The organism is Pseudomonas entomophila L48 (assembly GCF_000026105.1).
Taxonomy (GTDB): domain Bacteria; phylum Pseudomonadota; class Gammaproteobacteria; order Pseudomonadales; family Pseudomonadaceae; genus Aquipseudomonas; species Aquipseudomonas entomophila.
The window spans coordinates 5,498,907-5,519,285 of record NC_008027.1; the positions used below are offsets into that span (position 1 = coordinate 5,498,907).

The 20,379-nt window shown below is 64.6% G+C and carries 17 protein-coding genes and 1 pseudogene; 9 read left to right on the forward strand and 9 right to left on the reverse strand.

The genetic code is table 11. From position 1 onward, the window contains the following. Positions 1 to 74: 74 nt before the first annotated feature. From etfB to PSEEN_RS23945, 6 genes are all read right to left on the reverse strand, one after another. Positions 75 to 845, reverse strand: coding sequence for an electron transfer flavoprotein subunit beta (gene etfB, locus PSEEN_RS23920; RefSeq protein ID WP_011536159.1), 771 nt, complete (start codon positions 843 to 845; stop codon positions 75 to 77). An 11-nt stretch (positions 846 to 856) separates the two neighbouring features. Beyond that, a complete protein-coding gene (gene etfA / locus PSEEN_RS23925; protein ID WP_011536160.1) occupies positions 857 to 2,089 on the reverse strand; it encodes an electron transfer flavoprotein subunit alpha in 1,233 nt (410 codons plus the stop codon). Further along, positions 2,089 to 4,041, reverse strand: coding sequence for a dimethylglycine demethylation protein DgcB (gene dgcB, locus PSEEN_RS23930; protein WP_011536161.1), 1,953 nt, complete (start codon positions 4,039 to 4,041; stop codon positions 2,089 to 2,091). The genes etfA and dgcB overlap by 1 nt, the downstream gene beginning before the upstream one ends. Positions 4,042 to 4,218: 177 nt before the next feature. Then, entirely contained in the window at positions 4,219 to 6,279 is a 2,061-nt protein-coding gene (gene dgcA, locus PSEEN_RS23935) for a dimethylglycine demethylation protein DgcA (protein WP_011536162.1), read from the reverse strand. Positions 6,280 to 6,294: 15 nt separating this feature from the next. Beyond that, positions 6,295 to 6,825 carry a DUF5943 domain-containing protein gene (locus PSEEN_RS23940; RefSeq protein ID WP_011536163.1) on the reverse strand — a complete coding sequence of 177 codons (531 nt, stop codon included), beginning with the start codon at positions 6,823 to 6,825 and terminating at the stop codon, positions 6,295 to 6,297. A 77-nt stretch (positions 6,826 to 6,902) separates the two neighbouring features. Then, positions 6,903 to 7,880 carry a dipeptidase gene (locus tag PSEEN_RS23945; RefSeq protein WP_011536164.1) on the reverse strand — a complete coding sequence of 326 codons (978 nt, stop codon included), beginning with the start codon at positions 7,878 to 7,880 and terminating at the stop codon, positions 6,903 to 6,905. A 286-nt stretch (positions 7,881 to 8,166) separates the two neighbouring features. On the opposite strand from PSEEN_RS23945, the gene PSEEN_RS23950 reads away from it, so the two are divergent. After that, the gene (locus PSEEN_RS23950; protein ID WP_011536165.1) at positions 8,167 to 8,568 is read left to right on the forward strand and encodes a lysozyme inhibitor LprI family protein; all 402 of its coding nucleotides are present in this window, start codon (positions 8,167 to 8,169) and stop codon (positions 8,566 to 8,568) included. A 114-nt stretch (positions 8,569 to 8,682) separates the two neighbouring features. Here PSEEN_RS23950 and PSEEN_RS23955 read toward each other — a convergent pair whose 3' ends face one another. Next, entirely contained in the window at positions 8,683 to 9,627 is a 945-nt protein-coding gene (locus tag PSEEN_RS23955; protein WP_011536166.1) for a GlxA family transcriptional regulator, read from the reverse strand. Between the two features lie 211 nt (positions 9,628 to 9,838). On the opposite strand from PSEEN_RS23955, the pseudogene choX reads away from it, so the two are divergent. The 5 genes and pseudogenes from choX to PSEEN_RS23980 all read left to right on the forward strand — a co-directional run. Then, positions 9,839 to 10,717 (forward strand): annotated as a pseudogene (choX, locus tag PSEEN_RS23960) (choline ABC transporter substrate-binding protein); the annotation flags it as partial. A gap of 111 nt (positions 10,718 to 10,828) precedes the next feature. Then, complete coding sequence (gene cdhC, locus PSEEN_RS23965; RefSeq protein ID WP_011536168.1) at positions 10,829 to 11,713, forward strand: 3-dehydrocarnitine:acetyl-CoA trimethylamine transferase CdhC; 885 nt, start codon at positions 10,829 to 10,831, stop codon at positions 11,711 to 11,713. Positions 11,714 to 11,837: 124 nt separating this feature from the next. Next, complete coding sequence (locus tag PSEEN_RS23970) at positions 11,838 to 12,803, forward strand: L-carnitine dehydrogenase (RefSeq protein ID WP_011536169.1); 966 nt, start codon at positions 11,838 to 11,840, stop codon at positions 12,801 to 12,803. 10 nt (positions 12,804 to 12,813) lie between these two features. After that, positions 12,814 to 13,287 (forward strand): thioesterase family protein, encoded by a 474-nt coding sequence (locus tag PSEEN_RS23975; RefSeq protein WP_011536170.1) that lies wholly within the window; start codon positions 12,814 to 12,816, stop codon positions 13,285 to 13,287. Positions 13,288 to 13,572: 285 nt separating this feature from the next. Beyond that, positions 13,573 to 13,830: a hypothetical protein gene (locus PSEEN_RS23980; protein ID WP_044488534.1), complete on the forward strand. Its 258-nt coding sequence runs from the start codon at positions 13,573 to 13,575 to the stop codon at positions 13,828 to 13,830. Between the two features lie 79 nt (positions 13,831 to 13,909). Here PSEEN_RS23980 and gbdR read toward each other — a convergent pair whose 3' ends face one another. Both gbdR and PSEEN_RS23990 read right to left on the reverse strand, forming a co-directional pair. Then, positions 13,910 to 15,016, reverse strand: a complete 1,107-nt coding sequence (gene gbdR, locus PSEEN_RS23985; RefSeq protein WP_011536172.1) for a choline metabolism transcriptional regulator GbdR — start codon at positions 15,014 to 15,016, stop codon at positions 13,910 to 13,912. A 389-nt stretch (positions 15,017 to 15,405) separates the two neighbouring features. Beyond that, a complete protein-coding gene (locus PSEEN_RS23990; RefSeq protein ID WP_044488535.1) occupies positions 15,406 to 16,782 on the reverse strand; it encodes an L-serine ammonia-lyase in 1,377 nt (458 codons plus the stop codon). Between the two features lie 443 nt (positions 16,783 to 17,225). On the opposite strand from PSEEN_RS23990, the gene PSEEN_RS23995 reads away from it, so the two are divergent. From PSEEN_RS23995 to choV, 3 genes are all read left to right on the forward strand, one after another. Next, positions 17,226 to 18,173 carry a choline ABC transporter substrate-binding protein gene (locus PSEEN_RS23995; RefSeq protein WP_011536174.1) on the forward strand — a complete coding sequence of 316 codons (948 nt, stop codon included), beginning with the start codon at positions 17,226 to 17,228 and terminating at the stop codon, positions 18,171 to 18,173. Between the two features lie 81 nt (positions 18,174 to 18,254). Continuing rightward, the gene (gene choW, locus PSEEN_RS24000) at positions 18,255 to 19,103 is read left to right on the forward strand and encodes a choline ABC transporter permease subunit (protein WP_193383931.1); all 849 of its coding nucleotides are present in this window, start codon (positions 18,255 to 18,257) and stop codon (positions 19,101 to 19,103) included. Further along, complete coding sequence (gene choV / locus PSEEN_RS24005) at positions 19,100 to 20,278, forward strand: choline ABC transporter ATP-binding protein (protein ID WP_011536176.1); 1,179 nt, start codon at positions 19,100 to 19,102, stop codon at positions 20,276 to 20,278. Before choW ends, choV begins: the two co-directional genes overlap by 4 nt. Positions 20,279 to 20,379 lie beyond the last annotated feature (101 nt).

Consider the following 20,379-nt stretch of genomic DNA (forward strand, 5'->3'; position numbering starts at 1 on the left):
CTATAGACAGAGGCCTGCAGCAATACGCAAACACTTTATCCACAGAACCCCCAACAGATTCTGGGTACAACAGGTCAGCGCAGCACCCCCTCCTCCACCAACAGCTTGAGGATGGCCTCAGCCCCTTCCTGTGGAGAAACATCCTTGAGCACCTTGCCGCCCCCGCCACTGGCCTTGGCCGTGGCAGCCTTCATACGGTCGGCGCCGCTCTTGGCCTTGATCACCTTGAGCCGTTTCGGCCGTGGGCGAGCGGGTTGCAGGGCCTCATCACCCAGCACCGGATCCTCCACCACCGCCACGTTGCGCGCCGCCAACACACCTCGACGCGCCGGGCCAAAAGCACTCTGGCGTGGCTTGGGCGCGGCGTTATCCACAGTCGCCAGCAACGGCAGGCGCACTTTCAAGCGACGCCGCTGACCCCGTGGCAGGGCCTGCAGCACCTGGGCGGTACCGTTCTCGATGGACTCCACCTCGGCCAGCCCGACCACCAATGGCCAACCCAGCCTTTCGGCCAGCAGGAACGGCAGCATGCCCGAACCTTCGCCAGTCTCGGCCTGGCTGCCTGCCAGCACCAGCTGGGCACCGGCATCACGCAGGTAATCACCGAGCACACCCAGTACATCGGCACCGGCAGGCTGTTCCAGGACATCCAGATGCTCAAGCCCCATGCCCAGGTAGGCGCGCAGAGCCTCTTCACGCGGGTCGCCGGCATGCACCACCTGCAAGTTATCCCCAGCCAGCTGCAAACCCAGCTCCACGGCCCGAGCGTCCTGCTCGGCGCGGCGCGCGCGACCGGAACTGGGGTGGGCGCCGATCGAGACCAGGCTGATGACTTTCGTACTCATGCTCGCTGCCCCTATGCCGCGTCGCGCTGGCCGCCGCTGCGGTAGTTATCCACAGCGTCGACCAAGGCTTGAAGAATGGCTGAGCTGTCGCCGATCACCGACAGGTCGGCCCGTTTGATCATGTCGCAGCCCGGGTCCATGTTGATCGCCACCACCTTGTCGCAGGCGCCAATGCCCTGCAGGTGCTGGATGGCGCCAGAGATACCCACAGCCACGTAGACCCGCGCAGTGACCCAGGTGCCGGTGGCGCCGACCTGGCGATTGCGCGGCATGAAGCCATCGTCCACCGCCACCCGCGAGGCGCCTTCGGTAGCGCCCAGGGCTGCCGTGGCCTTGTGGTACAGATCCCAGTCCTTGACGCCGTTACCACCGGAGACGATGAACTCGGCCTCGGCCATGGCGATGGCGGCCGGGTCCACGGCCACCGGGCCAAGGTCCTCGATACGCGACAGGCTGCGCGCCACGCCTGTGGACAACTCCACGGGCAGCGCTTCATGGCGAGTTTCGCTGACCGGCTCGGCACATTCGGCGGCGGCCAGGATCAACCGTGGCAGCTCGCGCTGGATATCTTGCTGCCCGGCACCGGCACGGCCGATGCACTGGCCATCCTTGACCTGCCACACCCGCGTCGCTGGACGTTCGCCCAGGGCTGCGGCGAAACGTCGGCCCAGTTCACCACCACCGGTACGGCTGTCGGGCAGCAACCAGTGGCGTGGGGACAATTGGTTATCCACAGCCCGCAGGCCCTGCACCAGTTGCTCCGGTGCATAACCTTCGAACGCCTCGCCTTCGACAACCAGCAAACGGTCGACACCGGCTGTGGAAAAGTTGTTTTCCTTGTGTTCGCCAAAGACGATGGCCAGCACCGCGCCGTCGCTACCAGCCAGGCTGTGGGCCAGGCCGAGCAGGTCGCGGTCGTGGCTGCCCAGGCGGCCACCGACCATGTCCGGCACCACGGCGATGTAGAAGGCTGGCTCCGCCACCTGGTGCAGCGGCAACTGCACCTCGACGGCAGCCGTGCGCCGCCCACCCACGCCAGTGCCCTGCTGGGCGCCGCTGCGGTCGATGCGCTTGAGGCCGTTGGGGCCGATGAAACCGGCGGCGATCGCGTGCGGGTTCTTGCGGATGACGCCATTGGGGCCCATCCAGCTCGTCTGTTGCGTCTGCATCGCCGCATGCAGCGGGTGCAGACGGTTACGGGCGATCCACTCGGCGCGTGGGTCGCGGCGGACGATGTCGCTCATCAATGCACCTCCGCAGGTTCACGTTTGACGGCTTGCGACTTGGCGGTTGCAGGCGCGTCTTCTTCGATCAACACGTCGGCCACCAGCTCGGCAATGTCCTTGATCTGCGGACGCGGTTCGACCACGCCCTCGAGCATCGCCGTGCACTGTGGACAACCCACCGCCACCAGCTCTGCCTGGGTCTCGCGGATATCGTCCATGCGCATGTCGGGAATGCGCTGCTTGCCGGGGATATCGGTGATCGGCGCACCGCCACCACCGCCGCAGCAACGGGAACGGAAGCCCGAACGCTGCATCTCGCGCACTTCGATGCCCAGTGCCCTGAGCACGTCGCGCGGGGCTTCGTACTCGCCGTTGTAGCGGCCCAGGTAGCACGGGTCGTGGTAGGTGACGCTGCCACCCTTGTGCTGGCCGAGGTTGAGCTTGTTCGCGGCAATCAGTTCGGCGATATAGGTGCTGTGGTGCTGCACCTGGTACTCGCCGCCCAATGCGCCGTACTCGTTCTTCAGCACATGGAAGCTGTGCGGGTCGCAGGTGACGATGCGCTGGAACGGGTACTTGGCCAGGGTCTGGATATTGCGTTTGGCCAGTTGCTGGAAGGTAGCCTCGTCGCCCAGGCGCCGGGCCACGTCGCCACTGTCGCGCTCTTCCAGGCCGAGCACGGCGAAGTCCACGCCCGAGGCCTTGAGCACTTTGACGAACGCGCGCAAGGTGCGCTGGTTACGCATATCGAAGGCACCGTCACCGACCCAGAACAGCACGTCGGTGCGCTTCACGTCGGACAACAGTTTCAGGTTGAGGTCAGCCGCCCAGTTCATCCGCCCGCCCGGGGCAAAGCCGCCGGGGTTGTCGGTGGCGATCAGGTTGTCCAGCACCTCGGCGCCCTTGTTCGGGGTGGCGCCCTTCTCCAGGGTCAGGTGACGGCGCATGTCGACGATGGCATCGACGTGCTCGATCATCATCGGGCACTCCTCCACGCAGGCTCGGCAGGTGGTGCACGACCACAACGTCTCGGCGTCGACCAAGCCGTTGACGATCGGCTGGTGCGGGTGGCCGCCATGCTCACCGACCGGCTTGCCCGGGTAAGGGCTGCCAGCGAACTGTGCATCGGTGCCACCGGCCAGGCCGATGACCATGTCCTGGATGAGCTTCTTCGGGTTCAACGGCTGGCCGGCGGCGAACGCGGGGCACATGGCCTCACACTTGCCGCACTGCACGCAGGCGTCGAAGCCGAGCAGCTGGTTCCAGGTGAAGTCGACCGGTTTTTCCACGCCCAGTGGTGCGTTCGGGTCTTCCAGGTCCAGTGGCTTGAGGCCGGTGGAACGGCCACCGCCGAAGCGCTCGGCGCGGCGGTGCCAGGCCAGGTGCAGGGCGCCGGCGAAGGCGTGCTTCATCGGGCCGCCCCAGGTCATGCCGAAGAACAGCTCGGACACGCCCCAGAGCACGCCAATGCCCAGCACAACGACGAGTACCCAGCCCCCCGTACCTTCCGGCAGGATACCGGCCACCGGCAGCGTGGCGATGAAGAAGCTCGCCGCGAACATCAGCAGGCTCTTGGGCAGGCGCATCCACGGGCCCTTTGACAGCCGCGACGGCGGGTTAAGGCGGCGTTTGAAGACAAAGATCGCACCGGTGAACATGATCACCGTGGCCACCAGCAAGGCGTAGCCAAGGATCTTGCTGTGCAAGCCGAAGCCATGCACCAGGATCGCCAGCAAAGCAGAGAGCACAAAGCCACCGGCCGTGGCCACGTGAGTCTTGGACATGTACTTGTCGCGCTCGACCACATGGTGCAGGTCCACCAGGTAGCGCCGCGGCATGGCCAGCAGGCCGCCGATCAGGTCGACCTTGCTCGGCCGCCCGCGCCGCCACATGCGCACCCGGCGCAGGGCGCCGAGCACCGCCAGGCCAAGGGCAGCGAACAGCAGGATGGGTAGAAGGGTGTTCAACATGGGAGGCTCCCACAACAGCTGGATTCTTGCGCCGCTCCCACGAGCGGCGCGGACCCCTGTAGGAGCGGATTCATCCGCGATAGCGTCGGCAGCGACAACCCATCAGCCTGTGCCGGCCTCATCGCGGATGAATCCGCTCCTACAGGGGGGCCAATCCCGCCTCTAGAGGCGGTGCGATCAGAAGTCCTTGCACAGCCGCAAGGCGTCGTAGATCGCCGCGTGCACGTTGCGCTGGGCCACGCAGTCGCCGATGCGGTACAGCAGGTAACCCTCGCCCGGCTGGCTGAGAATCGGCTGCGGCTTGATGGCGAACAGCGCCTCGACATCGATCTGGCCCTTGTTGCGCGAGCCGTCCTTCAGCGCGTAGTACAGCTGTTCGTCCGGCCGTACACCGTTCTCGATCACCACCTGGTCGACCACCCGCTCTTCCTTGCCGCCGGTGTACTCGTTCTCGAGCACCGCCACCAGCTTGTCGCCCTCGCGGTAGACCTTTTCCAGCATCATGTCGCCGGTCATGATCACTTCCTTCGGGTACAGGCTGCGGTAGTAGGTCGGGAAGGTGGTGCCGCCCATGGCCACGCCCGGCTTGATGTCGTCGGTGACGATCTCCACCTGGGCGCCCTTGTCGGCCAGGAAGTCGGCGGTGGACATGCCGGTGAACTCGCAGATCGTGTCGTACACCAGCACGTTCTTGCCCGGCGCGACCTTGCCGTCGAGCACGTCCCAGCTGCTCACCACCAACCCTTCGGCGGCGCCCCAATGCTCGTTCTGCTCGACGAACGGATGGCCGCCCACCGCCAGCACGATGATGTCCGGGCGCAGGTCCTGGATGGTCGCCACGTCGGCGGCGGTGCCCAGGCGCAGGTCGACCTTCAGGCGGGCGAACTCCAGCTGGTACCAGCGGGTGATGCCGGCGATCTGGTCGCGTTGCGGGGCTTTGGCGGCGATGGTGATCTGCCCGCCAATCTGCTCTTTCTTCTCGAACACGGTGACGTCGTGGCCACGCTCGGCGGCGACGCGGGCCGCCTCCATGCCGGCAGGGCCGGCGCCGACCACCACCACCTTGCGCTTCGGCCCGGTGGATTTCTCGATGATATGCGGCACACCCATGTATTCACGGGAGGTCGCGGCGTTCTGGATGCACAGCACGTCCAGGCCCTGGTACTGGCGGTCGATGCAGTAGTTGGCGCCAACGCACTGCTTGATCTGGTCGACCTGGCCCATCTTGATCTTGGCGATCAGGTGCGGGTCGGCGATGTGCGCGCGGGTCATGCCGACCATGTCGACATAGCCGCCTTCAAGGATGCGCGTGGCCTGGTTCGGGTCCTTGATGTTCTGCGCGTGCAGCACCGGGACCTTGACCACTTCCTTGATGCCGGCCGCCAGGTGCAGGAAAGGCTCCGGCGGGTAGCTCATGTTGGGGATGACGTTGGCCAGGGTGTTGTGGGTGTCGCAGCCCGAGCCGACCACACCGATGAAATCGAGCATGCCGGTGGCGTCGTAGTAGGCGGCGATCTGTTTCATGTCCTCGTGGCTCAAGCCATCGGGGTGGAACTCGTCGCCGCAGATGCGCATGCCCACGCAGAAGTCGTCACCGACTTCCTTGCGCACGGCCTTGAGCACTTCCAGGCCGAACTTCATGCGGCCCTCGAAGGTGCCGCCCCATTCGTCGGTGCGCTTGTTGACCCGTGGGCTCCAGAACTGGTCGATCATGTGCTGGTGCACGGCCGACAGTTCGACGCCGTCCAGGCCGCCCTCCTTCGCCCGGCGCGCCGCTTGCGCATAGTTGCCGATCACCCGCCAGATCTCTTCTGGTTCGATGGTCTTGCAGGTGGCGCGGTGCACCGGTTCGCGGATACCCGACGGCGACATCAGCGTCGGCCAGTTGAAGCCGTCCCAACGTGAGCGACGGCCCATGTGGGTAATCTGGATCATGATCTTGGCGCCATGCTTGTGCATGGCGTCGGCGAGGTTCTGGAAGTGCGGGATGATGCGGTCGGTGGACAGGTTGACCGACGACCACCACTCCTGCGGGCTGTCGATGGCCACCACCGACGAGCCGCCGCAAATCGCCAGGCCGATGCCGCCCTTGGCCTTCTCTTCGTAGTACTTCACGTAGCGGTCGGTGGTCATGCCGCCGTCGGTGGCGTAGACCTCGGCGTGCGCGGTGCTGAGTACGCGGTTGCGGATGGTCAGTTTGCCGATCTGGATCGGCTGGAACATTGCTTCGAATGCCATGACGCTGTCTCCGGCTTACAACGGCTTCGTAACGAACAGGCCGTCTTCGTGGCCTTCTTCCGACCCGCCGTAGACCTGTTCGGCCACGGTGCGGATCGAGCTGCCGCGGGCAGCGAGAATCTGGTCCATGGCCCCGGCGAACCAGCCGGTGAACATGTAGTCGACCTTGCGGCCGCACTTGCCATAGACGTACACGAATGCGGAGTGCTTGAGCTTGACGCTGCAGGTGCCTTTATCCAGGTCGATGTCCTGGATCTGGAACAGGCCCCAGCCACGCTGGGACAGGCGCTTCATGTAGTGCTCGAACACCGCCACGCCTTCCAGGCCATGGCACTCGGCTTCTTTCTCGCACCAGTGCCAGGCGGACTTGTAGCCGGCCTTGTAGAGGATTTCGGCGTACTGCTCGGCGCCCAGCACTTCCTCGATGCCCATGTGGTTGTTGACGAAGAAATGCCGGGGCACGTAGAGCATCGGCAGGGCGTCGCTGGTCCAGACACCGGTCTCGCTGTCGACTTCGATTGGCAATTGCGGGGCGATCTTGGCCATGGAAACTCAACTCCATAAAATTTTTGTTTGGATGCCCCGGCGTTGCTGGCAGGGGCTTTCAGGCTTGGAGAGCGGCTTTATTCGCCCCAGACGTCCTTCAGGACATTGACCCAGTTTTCGCCCATGATCTTGCGCACCACCCGTTCGGAGTGGCCGCGTTTGAGCAGGGTTTCGGTCAGGTTGGGGAACTCGCCGACGGTACGGATGCCCAGCGGGTTGATGATCTTGCCGAAGTTGGTCAGGCGCCGGGCGTAGCCCTTGTCGTGGGTGAGGTACTCGAAGAAGTCCTGGCCATGGCCCTGGGTGAAGTCGGTGCCGATGCCGATGGCGTCCTCGCCAACGATGTTCATGGTGTACTCGATGGCCTCGGCGTAGTCGTCGATGGTCGAGTCGATGCCCTTGGCCAGGAACGGCGCGAACATGGTCACACCGACGAAACCGCCGTGGTCGGCGATGAACTTCAGCTCTGCATCGGACTTGTTGCGCGGGTGTTCTTTAAGGCCCGAGGGCAGGCAGTGGGAATAGCAGACCGGCTTCTTCGACTCGAGGATGACCTCTTCGGAGGTCTTGGAGCCGACGTGCGAGAGGTCGCACATGATGCCGACGCGGTTCATCTCAGCGACGATCTCGCGGCCAAAGCCCGACAGACCGCCATCACGCTCGTAGCAACCGGTGCCCACCAGGTTCTGGGTGTTGTAGCACATCTGCACGATGCCCACGCCGAGCTGCTTGAACACGTCGACATAGGCGATCTGGTCCTCGAACGCATGGGCGTTCTGGAAGCCGAAGAGGATGCCGGTCTTGCCCAGCTCCTTGGCCTTGCGGATGTCGGCGGTGGTGCGCACCGGCATCACCAGGTCGCTGTTCTCGCGGATCAGTTTCTGGCTGGACGCGATGTTGTCGACGGTGGCCTTGAAGCCCTCCCACACCGACACCGTGCAGTTGGCCGCGGTCAGCCCGCCCTTGCGCATGTCCTCGAACAGCTCGCGGTTCCATTTGGCAATGATCAGGCCGTCGATGACGATGCTGTCGGCGTGAAGTTCGGCTGGGCTCATCAGGCTGTCCCCTTTTATCGAGTGTGACCGCGCCGAATCCTGTGCCGGCGCTTTGGGGCCAGCATATGCCTGCGGCTGGATGCGCCCCGATGCAAAAACGACAGGGGGTTTGCCGAAAGCGTCAACGGCCGCCCCGGCGCGCTCTGGCACGGTGCTCGGTGATGAGAGCCAGTCTCGACAACCGGAGTTTGTAAGGCTTTGATGAACTTTTTGTCAGGGAGCTATCGCCGCCAACACCGGCTGAGCGAGAATCCTGCGATTCGTCAGCCTGATCGGGAGAAAACGGATGAAATCAATGGCATGGCTGGTGCTGCTGGCCGTCGCTTGCGGCGCGCAGGCCGCCGAGGAAGAAAGCACGCCCTGCGACAACGTCGAAAGCGACCAGCAAGGCTATGCGTGCGCGGCCTACAACAAGCAGACCGCCGAGCGGGAGCTGAAGGCGGCCTACGACGACCTGATCCAGCGCATCCGCGACCAGTACGCGGACGAGAGCGACAAGGCCGCCGCCCTGAGTGCGAAGATGGAAGCGGCGGAGAAACTCTGGGCCCAGTTGCGCGACGCCGACTGCAAGGTCGAGACCTATGCCGAGAAGCCCGGTAGCAAGGCCTTCGAGGCGGCGTGGAACACCTGTGTGGCGCAGCGCAGCGACGAGCGTTCGGAATACCTGCAGTCGATCGGCCAGCAGTAGAAACTGCCATCGGCAACTGTAGGAGCGGCTTCAGCCGCGATCACCCGCAAAGCGGGTGCCAGGCACCGGGGTGCCCGCATCGCGGCTGAAGCCGCTCCTACAGTCGAAGCTGTCTCATGACACCGCCAACCGCCTGTCCTCCCGCGGACACCGCTCGAACCGCGCCCGGTAACAACGGGTGAAATACGACGCCGACTCGAACCCGCACGCCACCGCAACCTCCAACACGCTCATGTCGGTCTGGCGCAACAGCTGCCGGGCCTTGTCCAGCCGCAGCCGCAGGTAGAAGCCACTGGGCGTGTCGTCCAGGTGCAGACGGAACAACCGCTCCAGCTGGCGCCGGGTGACCTGCACCGCATCGGCCAGCACCTGGGTGTTCAGCGGCAGCTCGGTGTTGCGCTCCATCTCCCCGATCACCTTGACCAGCTTCTTGTTGCGCAGCCCGTAGCGCGTGGCGATCTGCATGCGCTGGTGGTCCTGGCGCGGGCGGATGCGCCCGAGCACGAACTGCTCCGACACCTGTACCGCCAGCTCGCTACCGTGGGCCTGGGCGATGAGGTCGAGCATCAGGTCAATGGACGCGGTACCGCCCGCGCAAGTGATGCGCCGACGGTCGATCTCGAACAGTTCCTGGGTGGCCTGCAAGCGTGGGTAGCGCTCCTTGAACGCCTCCAGCGCCTCCCAGTGCAAGGTGGCGCGGTGGCCGTCGAGCAGGCCGGCTTCGGCGAGCACCATGGCGCCGGTGTCGATACCGCCGAGCACCACGCCTTCGTGATCGAAGCGACGCAAATGCTGCTGTAGCAACGGCCCATGGCAGGCCAGCGGTTCGAAGCCGGCGACCACCAGCAACAGCCGGGCATGCTCGCCCTCGCCCAGCACGCCATCAGCGTTCACCGACATGCCATTGCTCGCCTGCACCGCGCCGCCGTCCAGGCTGAGCACGCGCCAGCGATACAACGGCCCACGGAAGCGATTGGCCACCCGCAGCGGCTCGATGGCGCTGATGAAACCCATGGCCGAGAAACCCGGCAGCAGCAGGAAATCGATGGTTTCAGGCATTGCTCGCTCCACGGTAAAAGTGGTCGCCTCCGTGCAAGTCTTGGTCGCCAGGGTGCGATTTTCCACCCTGCCGCCAGCGTAGCTTGTTCACACGGCCCGCAGAGGCCGGCACCCATAAAAAACGCACTGCCGATGGAGAGCCACCATGCAACGCTTTATCCGCCGCAGCCTGTTGTCCCTCGCACTCAGCACCACCTTTGTTTCCCCGCTATTCGCCGCCGAACCCGCCGCCTGCAAGGACGTGCGCCTGGGCGTGGTCAACTGGACCGACGTGATCGCCACCAGCGCCATGGCCCAGGTGCTGCTCGACGGCCTGGGCTACCAGACCAAGCAGACCAGCGCCTCGCAGCAGATCATCTTCGCCGGCATCCGCGACAAGCGCCTGGACATGTTCCTGGGGTACTGGAACCCGATCATGACCCAGACCATCACCCCGTTCATCCAGGCCAACCAGGTCAAGGTGCTCGACAAGCCCAGCCTGGAAGACGCCCGCGCCACCCTCGCCGTGCCCAAGTACCTCGCCGACAAGGGCCTGAAGACCTTCGCCGACATCCACAAGTTTGAGAAGGAACTCGGCGGCAAGCTCTACGGCATCGAGCCGGGCTCGGGCGCCAACACCCAGATCAAGGCGATGATCGCCAAGAACCAGTTCGACCTGGGCAAGTTCCAGCTGGTCGAGTCGAGCGAGGCCGGCATGCTCGCCGCGGTGGATCGCGCGGTGCGGCGCAAGGAGGCGGTGGTGTTCTTCGGCTGGGCGCCGCACCCGATGAACGTGAACATCGACATGGTCTACCTCGGCGACAGCCAGGACGCCCTCGGCCCGGACGAAGGCCGCGCCACGGTGTGGACAGTGACCGCGCCGGATTACGCCGAACGCTGCCCCAATGCCAGTCGCCTGCTCGCCAACCTGAGCTTCAGCGCCGAAGACGAGAGCCGGATGATGCAGCCGCTGCTCGACCACAAGGACGCCCTGGAGTCCGCCCGCCAGTGGCTCAAGGACCACCCCGAGGACAAGGCGCGCTGGCTTGAAGGGGTAACGACCTTTGACGGCAAGCCGGCTGCGGACAACCTCAAGCTCACCGCCAACTGACAGATCGCATCGCGGATGAATCCGCTCCTACACCGCCCAGGAGGCAGCACGCCTCCTGTAGGAGCGGATTCATCCGCGAAAAGCCCACAAACGATTCCAGAAGGAACCCCCATGAACCACGACGTCATCATCACCTGCGCCCTCACCGGCGCCGGCGACACGGTAGCCAAGAGCCACCTGGTCCCGGTCACCCCGAAACAGATCGCCGAATCCGCTGTCGAGGCTGCCAAGGCCGGCGCCACCGTGGTCCACTGCCACGTCCGCGATCCGCAGACCGGCCGCTTCAGCCGCGACGTGAACCTCTACCGCGAGGTCATGGAGCGCATCCGCGAAGCCGACGTGGACATCATCGTCAACCTCACCGCCGGCATGGGCGGCGACCTGGAGATCGGCCCCGGCGAGTCGCCGATGGAATTCGGCCCAGGCACCGACCTGATCGGTCCGCTGGAGCGCCTGGCCCACGTCGAGGCGTTGCTGCCGGAAATCTGCACCCTCGATTGCGGCACCCTCAACTTTGGCGACGGCAATGCCATCTATGTCTCCACCCCTGCCCAACTACGCGCTGGCGCCAAGCGCATCACCGAGCTGGGCGTGAAGGCCGAGCTGGAAATCTTCGACACCGGCCACCTGTGGTTCGCCAAGCAGATGATCAAGGAAGGCCTGCTGGACGACCCGCTGTTCCAGCTGTGCCTGGGTATCCCCTGGGGCGCGCCGGCCGACACCACCACCATGAAAGCGATGGTCGACAACCTGCCGGCCGACGTGACCTGGGCCGGCTTCGGCATCGGCCGCATGCAGATGCCCATGGCTGCCCAGGCGGTGCTGCTCGGCGGCAACGTGCGGGTGGGGCTGGAAGACAACCTCTACCTGGACCGCGGCGTGCTGGCCAGTAACGGCCAGTTGGTCGAACGGGCGGCGCAAATCATCACCCGCATGGGCGCCCGCGTGCTCACCCCGGCCGAAGGCCGGGAAAAGATGAACCTCAAGCGCCGCTAACCCCTGTAGGAGCCGGCTTTGCCGGCGAACCAGGCAACTCGGTGCCAGGCACCGGCCATGCCGGTGTTCGCCGGCAAACCGGCGCCTACAGGCCATCGCCAAATCAGCTTTCATGGAGTGCCATATGCCTTTCATCACCGACATCAAGACCTTCGCCGCCCTCGGTAGCGGCGTGATCGGCAGCGGCTGGGTCGCCCGCGCCCTGGCCCACGGCCTGGACGTCATCGCCTGGGACCCGGCCCCCGGCGCCGAAGCAGCCCTGCGCAAACGTATCGCCAACGCCTGGCCAGCCCTGCAGAAGCAGGGCCTGGCCCCCGGCGCATCGCCGGACCGCCTGACCTTCGTCGCCACCATCGAGGCGTGCGTGCGCGACGCCGACTTCATCCAGGAAAGCGCACCGGAACGCCTGGACCTCAAGCTCGACCTGCACGCAAAGATCAGCGCCGCCGCCAAGCCAGACGCAATCATCGGCTCCAGCACCTCGGGGCTGCTGCCCAGCGAGTTCTACGAGTCGGCCACCCACCCCGAACGCTGCGTGGTCGGCCACCCGTTCAACCCGGTGTACCTGCTGCCACTGGTGGAGATCGTCGGCGGCCGCAACACCAGCCCCGACGCCATCGAAGCGGCGAAGACCATCTACACCGCATTGGGCATGCGCCCGCTGCACGTGCGCAAGGAAGTCCCCGGCTTCATCGCCGACCGCCTGCTCGAAGCGCTGTGGCGCGAAGCCCTGCACCTGGTCAACGACGGGGTGGCCAGCACCGGCGAGATCGACGATGCAATCCGCTTCGGCGCAGGCCTGCGCTGGTCGTTCATGGGCACCTTCCTCACCTACACCCTCGCCGGTGGCGACGCCGGCATGCGCCACTTCATGGCCCAGTTCGGCCCGGCGTTGAAGCTGCCCTGGACCTACCTGCCAGCCCCGGATCTGACCGACAAGCTGATCGATGATGTGGTGGAAGGCACCTCGGAGCAACTGGGCGAACGTAGCATCGCCGCCCTGGAACGCTATCGTGATGACACCCTGCTGGCAGTACTGGAAGCGGTGCGCAGCAGCAAGGCCAGCCACGGCATGGCCTTCGGCGATTGAGGAGAACCCGATGCCCGCTCTGATCACCTACCGAACCCCAGTCCAGGAGGACTGGGTGGATTACAACGGGCATCTGCGCGATGCCTACTACCTGCTGATCTTCAGTTATGCCACCGATGCGCTGATGGAGCGCATCGGCCTGGATGCCGACGCCCGTGGGCAGACAGGACACTCGTTATTCACCCTGGAGGCACACATCAACTACCTGCACGAGGTGAAGCTCGGTAGCGAGGTGTGGGTGCAGACGCAGATCATCGGTTTCGACAGGAAGCGCCTGCATCTGTACCACAGCCTGCATCGGGCAGGGTTCGACGAGGCGCTGGCAGCCAGTGAGCAGATGTTGCTGCATGTGGACCTGGCAGGGCCGAAGTCGGCGCCGTTCGGGGAGCATAGTGTTGCCTTGTTGCAAGGACTGAAGGATGAGCAGCGTGATCTGCAGGCACCGCAATTTGTCGGGCGTGTACTGGGGTTACCTGCTGGCTGACAGATCCCGGGGGCGCAAAGCGCCCCCACTGCGCTCAAAAAAACAACCCCGGAAAGCCGTGAGCATCCGGGGCCAAGAGCGAGCAACATCCACTGTGCATGAAGTGGAGGTGACCAAACCTCCGGTGCCGTGAATGACTTCAGTGTGCGGCCTTCCTTCCCCTGCGATTTAGCCGTAAACGACCTGTTCTTAGCCAAAGCAGCCATCGCGGCAATCTGTCCTTGCCGCGCTGATGTGACGGACACAGAATCGATCGCAAACAACAGCGGCAAAAGGACAACAGTCATGATGCATGCGGACTTGATCGACCAGGACGACCTGCTGGGCCAACTGCGCTCGCGGGGTTTCGATATTCCGGCGGGCGCCAGCGCCGAGCAGGCGTGCGAGGTGGTGATACGCGGGCTGACCGAGCCCAATGCCCGTGCCTTGAAGGGTATGGTGGAGCAGATGTACACGGGTAGCGCGACCATCCTCCCGGCCGTGCGCCAAGCCATCGACAAGCAGTTGCTGCCTGCCTTGGCGCAGTTCAATAGGCGCGCCTGACCTTCACGGCCCATTCGCCGGCAAGCCGGCTCCTACGGGTAACCAGCCTGTAGGAGCCGGCTTGCCGGCGAATGCGGTATCAGAGCCTCACGCTGGCAAAGGTCGACTCGTTGCGCGCCTGGCTCAGCGCCGCCATCGGCCCGCTGTGCGGCGACAGGGCCATGGCCTGCGGGATCGGCATCATCGCCACCTGCTGCGTGGTGTTCGAGCCCACGCGCTCGTCACGCGGCGGAATGCCGAAGTACTCGCGGTAGCACTTGGAGAAGTGCGGCGTGGAAACAAAGCCGCACACCGACGCCACCTCGATGATCGACATCGGCGTCTGCTTGAGCAACTGCCGCGCGCGGATCAGGCGCAGCTTGAGGTAGTAGCGCGACGGCGAGCAGTGCAGGTACTTCTGGAACAGGCGCTCGAGCTGGCGCCGCGACACCGCCACGTACACCGCCAGTTCGTCCAGGTCGATCGGCTCTTCCAGGTTCGCTTCCATCAGCGCGACGATTTCCTGCAGCTTCGGCTGGTTGGTGCCCAGCATGTGCTTGAGCGGTACACGCTGGTGATCCTGCTCGTTGCGGATGCGCTCGTAGACGAACATCTCGGAGATCGCCGCCGACAGCTCGCGGCCATGATCGCGGCTGATCAGGTGCAGCATCATGTCCAGCGGCGCGGTCCCGCCGGAGCTGGTGAAGCGGTTGCGGTCGAGGGTGAACAGGCGGGTGCTCATGTTCACCCGCGGGTAGGCCTCCTGCATCGCCGCCAGGCATTCCCAGTGCACGCTGCAATCGAAGCCGTCGAGCAGCCCGGCGCAGGCCAGCGCCCAGCTGCCGGTGCACACCGCGCCCAGGCGACGCGACTGGCGGGCCTGGGCCTGCAGCCAGGTGACATGCTCACGGGTGACCGTGCGCTGGATGCCCACGCCACCGCAGACGATCACGGTGTCCATGGGCGGAGCATTGTGCATGGCGGCATCGGGGGTGATCTGCAAACCATCGCTGGCCCACACCTGGCCACCGTCGACGGTCAGCGTGTGCCAGCGGTACAGCTCGCGGCCGGACAGCTGGTTGGCCATGCGCAGCGGTTCGACGGCTGACGCCAGCGAGATCAGGGTGAAGTTGTCCAGCAGGAGAAAGCCGATGGACTGGGGTGCTGTGCGGTTCTGGGTTGGGGTCCCGGAGGTGTACGACGTCATCGCGATTTCTCCTCACACAATGCAGGGTGTGCCTCAGGCGAGCACTGTTCTTGTAGTGGCCCCGTTTCGTATGCAGGGGCTTTGCCAATCCCGACGCAAATGGCATGCCGGAAATTGAACGCTCATCCAATAAAACCTGAAAGCGACGTTGGCATGCGCCTTCCAGCAGGGTCAGGAAGGAGCGTAGACCTAAACGCAAATCGGCGCGCCAGCGCCTTTGCGTGTCACGGCTGAGCAGTTCGGTAGCACTTGTGGGAAGGATGCCCAGATGCGACAGATTTGAGTGTCACCGACAATGACCCTGCTGGTAACGACAGGCGACGGCCGGTAGATGACAACCGTTGCGCCAGAATGTGGCGCAACGGTCAGGCGTGGGCAAAAACGGCGCATCAGCACTCGATGACGCTGACCGCCAGACCTCCACGCGAGGTTTCCTTGTACTTGTCATGCATGTCGGCGCCGGTGTCGCGCATGGTGCGGATCACCTGGTCGAGCGAGATGAAATGCTCGCCGTCGCCGCGCAGGGCCATCTGCACGGCATTGATTGCCTTCACCGCAGCGATGGCGTTGCGCTCGATGCACGGCACCTGGACCAGGCCGCCGACCGGGTCGCAGGTCAACCCCAGGTTGTGCTCCAGGGCAATCTCGGCGGCGTTCTCCAATTGTGGCGGCGTGGCACCCAGCACTTCGGCCAGGCCCGCCGCAGCCATGGCGCAGGCCGAACCGACCTCGCCCTGGCAACCGACTTCGGCGCCGGAGATCGATGCGTTCTTCTTGCACAGGATGCCCACCGCCGCCGCCCCCAGGAAGAAGTCCACCACGTTGGATTCGTCCACCACATCGGAGAAGCGCATGTAGTAGTGCAGCACAGCCGGAATGATCCCGGCGGCACCGTTGGTGGGTGCGGTGACCATGCGCCCGCCGGCGGCGTTCTCTTCGTTCACGGCCAGGGCGTACAGGTTGACCCATTCCATGGCGCTCATGGTCGAGCCGATCACATTGGGCTTGCCCAGCTCTTGCAGGCTGCGGTGCAGCTTGGCGGCGCGGCGGCGCACATTGAGCCCGCCGGGCAGAATCCCTTCATGCTTGAGGCCGTTGTCCACGCAGTCCTGCATGGCCTGCCAGAGCTTGAGCAGGCCGGCGCGAATCTCGGCCTCGCTGCGCCAGACCTTTTCGTTCGCCATCATCAATTGCGACACACGCAGGTCGTTTTGCTTGCACAGGCGCAGCAGTTCGGCGGCACTGTCGAAGTCGTAGGGCAACACCGTCTGGTCGGCATCCAGCACACCGCTGGCGGCTTGCGCGGCATCGACCACGAAGCCGCCGCCCACCGAATAGTAGGTGTCGCGGTGCAGCTCGCCGCCCTCGCCTTCGGCGATCAGGGTCATGGCGTTGGGGTGGTACGGCAGGTTCTCGTCCAGCAGCAGCATGTCGCGGGCCCAGACGAACTCGATGGGCAGCCGGCTATCAAGCTGCAACACGTTGGTTTCGCGCAAATCGGCGATGCGCGGCGTGATCTGGCTCGGGTCGATCGCGTCGGGCCATTCGCCCATCAACCCCATGATCGTGGCGTTGTCGGTGCCGTGGCCGACACCGGTGGCCGACAGCGAGCCATAGAGCCGCACCTCGACGCGCTGCACCCGCTCCAGCTCGCCGCGTTCACGCAGCCCCTGGACGAACAGCGCGCCAGCACGCATGGGGCCGACGGTGTGGGAGCTGGAAGGCCCGACACCGATCTTGAACAGGTCGAACACGCTGATGGCCATGGCCGATTCACCTCTTGATGGGCTTGTCTCACGGCGCCGAACACCGCCTTGCACAACTGCTAGGCTGAAGTTCGAGCCGCCTTGGAATGCTCGCATCATCGGGCTTTTGCCCACCCCCTCGCCGTCTGCAACCGACGTACTTTTGCCCAGCAGCGCCGCCGCTGAACCGGCCCTGCGTGCGCCGTTTTCCAGCGCCCGGGCGCCGTAAAAACCGAGGCGTGGGGGTGGAAAAATCCAGTTGCGACATCGTCCGTACTGGATGCGACCCGTCCTGTACTGGATACGACGCCACCAGTAGGCGATTGCCGAACGCTGGAGGATTATCGAAAGCGACTCGTATTGCACGGCCTCGCATCCTGCCCTCTGCAGGCCTGGTCGACCGGAGCCCTGAGAACGCCCGGCGACCCACGCGAACCCGAAGATAAAATCACAGGAGTCCATCCATGAAAGGTAAACCCTCGCTGTTGCTGGTCGCGTTGCTGTCCGCCCCGCTGCTGGCCCAGGCCGCAGAGCCCGAACAGTGTCAGACGGTACGTTTCTCGGACGTCGGCTGGACCGACATCACCGTGACCACCGCCATGACCAGCGTCGTGCTCGAAGCCCTGGGCTACAAGACCCACACCAACATGATCTCGGTCCCGGTGACCTACAAGTCGCTGGCCGGGGGCAAGGACCTCGACGTGTTCCTCGGCAACTGGATGCCGACCATGGAAAACGACATCAAGCAGTACCGCGACGCCGGCACCGTCGAGACCGTGCGCGCCAACCTGGAAAACGCCAAGTACACCCTGGCCGTGCCCCAGGCGCTGTACGACAAGGGGCTGAAAGACTTCGCCGACATCGTCAAGTTCAAGGACGCGCTGGGCGGCAAGATCTACGGCATCGAACCGGGCAACGACGGCAACCGCACCATCCAGAGCATGATCGACAAGGACGCCTTCGGCCTGAAGAGCGCCGGCTTCAAGCTGGTGCAGTCCAGCGAGGCGGGCATGCTGTCGCAGGTCGACCGCTCGCAGAAACGCGGCGAGGCGGTGGTGTTCCTGGGCTGGGAACCGCACCCGATGAACAAGCGCTTCGCCATGAAGTACCTCACTGGCGGCGACGAGTACTTCGGCCCCGATTTCGGCAAGGCCACCGTGCTCACCAACACCCGCAAGGGCTATGCGCAGGAATGCAGCAACGTCGGGCAACTGCTGAAGAATCTGTCGTTCACCCTCGACATGGAAAGCGAGCTCATGGGCAATGTCCTGGACGACAAGATGAAAGCCGATGCCGCCGCCAAGGCGTGGCTGAAGAAAAACCCGCAAGTGCTCGACACCTGGTTGGCAGGTGTGACCACCGTGGATGGCAAACCCGGCCTTGAGGCGGCCAAGGCCAAGCTGACGCAATAACGCAAGACGCAATGGCAACACCGCGGGGCGGGACCGTGCCCGCCCCGGACTGATTTCAATCTTTGCAGGTGGAAGCTCGCTATCATGCTTATCGATCAGAAAATACCCTTGGGGCAGTACATCGCCTCATTCGTCGAATGGTTGACCCAGAACGGCGCCAGCTACTTCGATGCTATCGCCCAGGGCCTGGAGTTCATGATCCATGGCGTCACCAGCGCCCTGACCTGGTTCAACCCGTTCGTGCTCATCGCCCTGTTCGCCGCCCTCGCGCACCTGATCCAGCGCAAGTGGGCCCTTACCGTATTCGTCGCCCTGTCGTTCCTGCTCATCCTCAACCTGGGCTACTGGCAGGAAACCATGGAAACCCTGGCGCAGGTAACCTTCGCCACGGTGGTCTGCGTGGTCATCGGCGTGCCGCTGGGCATCGCGGCCGCGCACAAACCGATGTTCTACACCGCCATGCGTCCGGTGCTCGACCTGATGCAGACCGTGCCCACCTTCGTCTACCTGATCCCCACGCTCACGCTATTCGGCCTGGGCGTGGTGCCGGGGCTGATCTCCACCGTGGTGTTCGCCATCGCCGCGCCCATTCGCCTCACCTACCTCGGCATCTGCGACGTGCCACAGGAGCTGCTCGACGCCGGCAAGGCCTTCGGCTGCTCGCGCCGCCAGCTGCTGACCCGCATCGAACTGCCCCACGCCATGCCGAGCATCGCCGCCGGCATCACCCAGTGCATCATGCTGTCGCTGTCGATGGTGGTGATCGCCGCCCTGGTCGGTGCCGACGGCCTGGGCAAACCCGTGGTCAACGCACTGAACACCGCCGATATCTCCCTGGGCTTCGAAGCGGGCCTGGCGATCGTGCTGCTGGCGATCATGCTCGACCGAATCTGCAAGCAACCGGAACTGCCGGTAAGGGGTGAGGCATGAGCATCATTCGTTTCGAAGACGTCGACGTCATCTTCTCCACCAAGCCGCGCGAGGCGCTGTCGCTGCTCGACCAGGGCAAGACCCGCGAACAGATCCTCCAGCAGACCGGGCTGGTGGTCGGCGTCGAGAAGGCCAACCTGGACATCAACAAGGGCGAGATCTGCGTGCTGATGGGCCTGTCCGGCTCGGGCAAGTCCAGCCTGCTGCGTTGCATCAACGGCCTGAACACCGTCAGCCGCGGCAAGCTGTTCGTCGAGCATGAAGGCAAGCACATCGACATCGCCCACTGCACCCCGGCTGAGCTGAAGATGATGCGCACCCAGCGCATCGCCATGGTGTTCCAGAAGTTCGCCCTGATGCCCTGGCTGACCGTGCGCGAGAACATCAGCTTCGGCCTGGAGATGCAGGGCCGCCCGGAGAAGGAACGGCGCAAGCTGGTGGACGAAAAGCTCGAGCTGGTGGGCCTGACGCAGTGGCGCAACAAGAAGCCCGATGAGCTCTCCGGCGGCATGCAGCAGCGCGTGGGCCTGGCCCGGGCGTTGGCGATGGACGCCGACATCCTGCTGATGGACGAGCCGTTCTCGGCCCTCGACCCATTGATCCGCCAAGGCCTGCAGGACGAACTGCTGGCCCTGCAGAGCAAGCTGAGCAAGACCATCGTGTTCGTCAGCCACGACCTGGACGAAGCGCTGAAACTGGGCAGCCGCATCGCGATCATGAAGGACGGGCGGATCATCCAGTACAGCAAACCGGAAGACATCGTGCTCAACCCGGCCGACGAGTACGTGCGCACCTTCGTCGCCCACACCAACCCGCTGAACGTGCTGTGCGGCCGCAGCCTGATGCGCAGCCTGGACAACTGCCGGCGGGTCAATGGCTCGGTGTGCCTGGACCCGGGTATCGACTCATGGCTGGACCTGGGCGAAGGCAACTCGATCAAGCGCGCACGCCAGGGCCAGAACGGGCTGGACATGCAGAACTGGGCACCGGGGCAGGATGTGGAGCTGCTGGAGCGCAGGCCGACCGTGGTGCACGCCGATATCGGCATGCGCGAGGCACTGCGGATTCGTTACCAGACCGGCAACAAGCTGGTGTTGCAGGATAACGACAAGGTGGTGGGGATTCTTGGGGATACCGAGCTGTATCACGCGTTGCTCGGCAAGAATCACGGGTGATGCATTGGGGCCGCCTTGCGGCCCATCGCGGCTGAAGCCGCTCCTACAAGGATCACGCGTCTCCTGTGTAGGAGCGGCTTCAGCCGCGATGGGCTGCAAAG

Bases quoted from the DNA above. Each gene is read 5' to 3' on its own strand.
- etfB (WP_011536159.1), bottom strand. From the start codon at position 845: ATGAGTACGAAAGTCATCAGCCTGGTCTCGATCGGCGCCCACCCCAGT.
- etfA (WP_011536160.1), bottom strand. From the start codon at position 2,089: ATGAGCGACATCGTCCGCCGCGACCCACGCGCCGAGTGGATCGCCCGT.
- dgcB (WP_011536161.1), bottom strand. From the start codon at position 4,041: ATGTTGAACACCCTTCTACCCATCCTGCTGTTCGCTGCCCTTGGCCTG.
- dgcA (WP_011536162.1), bottom strand. From the start codon at position 6,279: ATGGCATTCGAAGCAATGTTCCAGCCGATCCAGATCGGCAAACTGACC.
- PSEEN_RS23940 (WP_011536163.1), bottom strand. From the start codon at position 6,825: ATGGCCAAGATCGCCCCGCAATTGCCAATCGAAGTCGACAGCGAGACC.
- PSEEN_RS23945 (WP_011536164.1), bottom strand. From the start codon at position 7,880: ATGAGCCCAGCCGAACTTCACGCCGACAGCATCGTCATCGACGGCCTG.
- PSEEN_RS23950 (WP_011536165.1), top strand. From the start codon at position 8,167: ATGAAATCAATGGCATGGCTGGTGCTGCTGGCCGTCGCTTGCGGCGCG.
- PSEEN_RS23955 (WP_011536166.1), bottom strand. From the start codon at position 9,627: ATGCCTGAAACCATCGATTTCCTGCTGCTGCCGGGTTTCTCGGCCATG.
- cdhC (WP_011536168.1), top strand. From the start codon at position 10,829: ATGAACCACGACGTCATCATCACCTGCGCCCTCACCGGCGCCGGCGAC.
- PSEEN_RS23970 (WP_011536169.1), top strand. From the start codon at position 11,838: ATGCCTTTCATCACCGACATCAAGACCTTCGCCGCCCTCGGTAGCGGC.
- PSEEN_RS23975 (WP_011536170.1), top strand. From the start codon at position 12,814: ATGCCCGCTCTGATCACCTACCGAACCCCAGTCCAGGAGGACTGGGTG.
- PSEEN_RS23980 (WP_044488534.1), top strand. From the start codon at position 13,573: ATGATGCATGCGGACTTGATCGACCAGGACGACCTGCTGGGCCAACTG.
- gbdR (WP_011536172.1), bottom strand. From the start codon at position 15,016: ATGACGTCGTACACCTCCGGGACCCCAACCCAGAACCGCACAGCACCC.
- PSEEN_RS23990 (WP_044488535.1), bottom strand. From the start codon at position 16,782: ATGGCCATCAGCGTGTTCGACCTGTTCAAGATCGGTGTCGGGCCTTCC.
- PSEEN_RS23995 (WP_011536174.1), top strand. From the start codon at position 17,226: ATGAAAGGTAAACCCTCGCTGTTGCTGGTCGCGTTGCTGTCCGCCCCG.
- choV (WP_011536176.1), top strand. From the start codon at position 19,100: ATGAGCATCATTCGTTTCGAAGACGTCGACGTCATCTTCTCCACCAAG.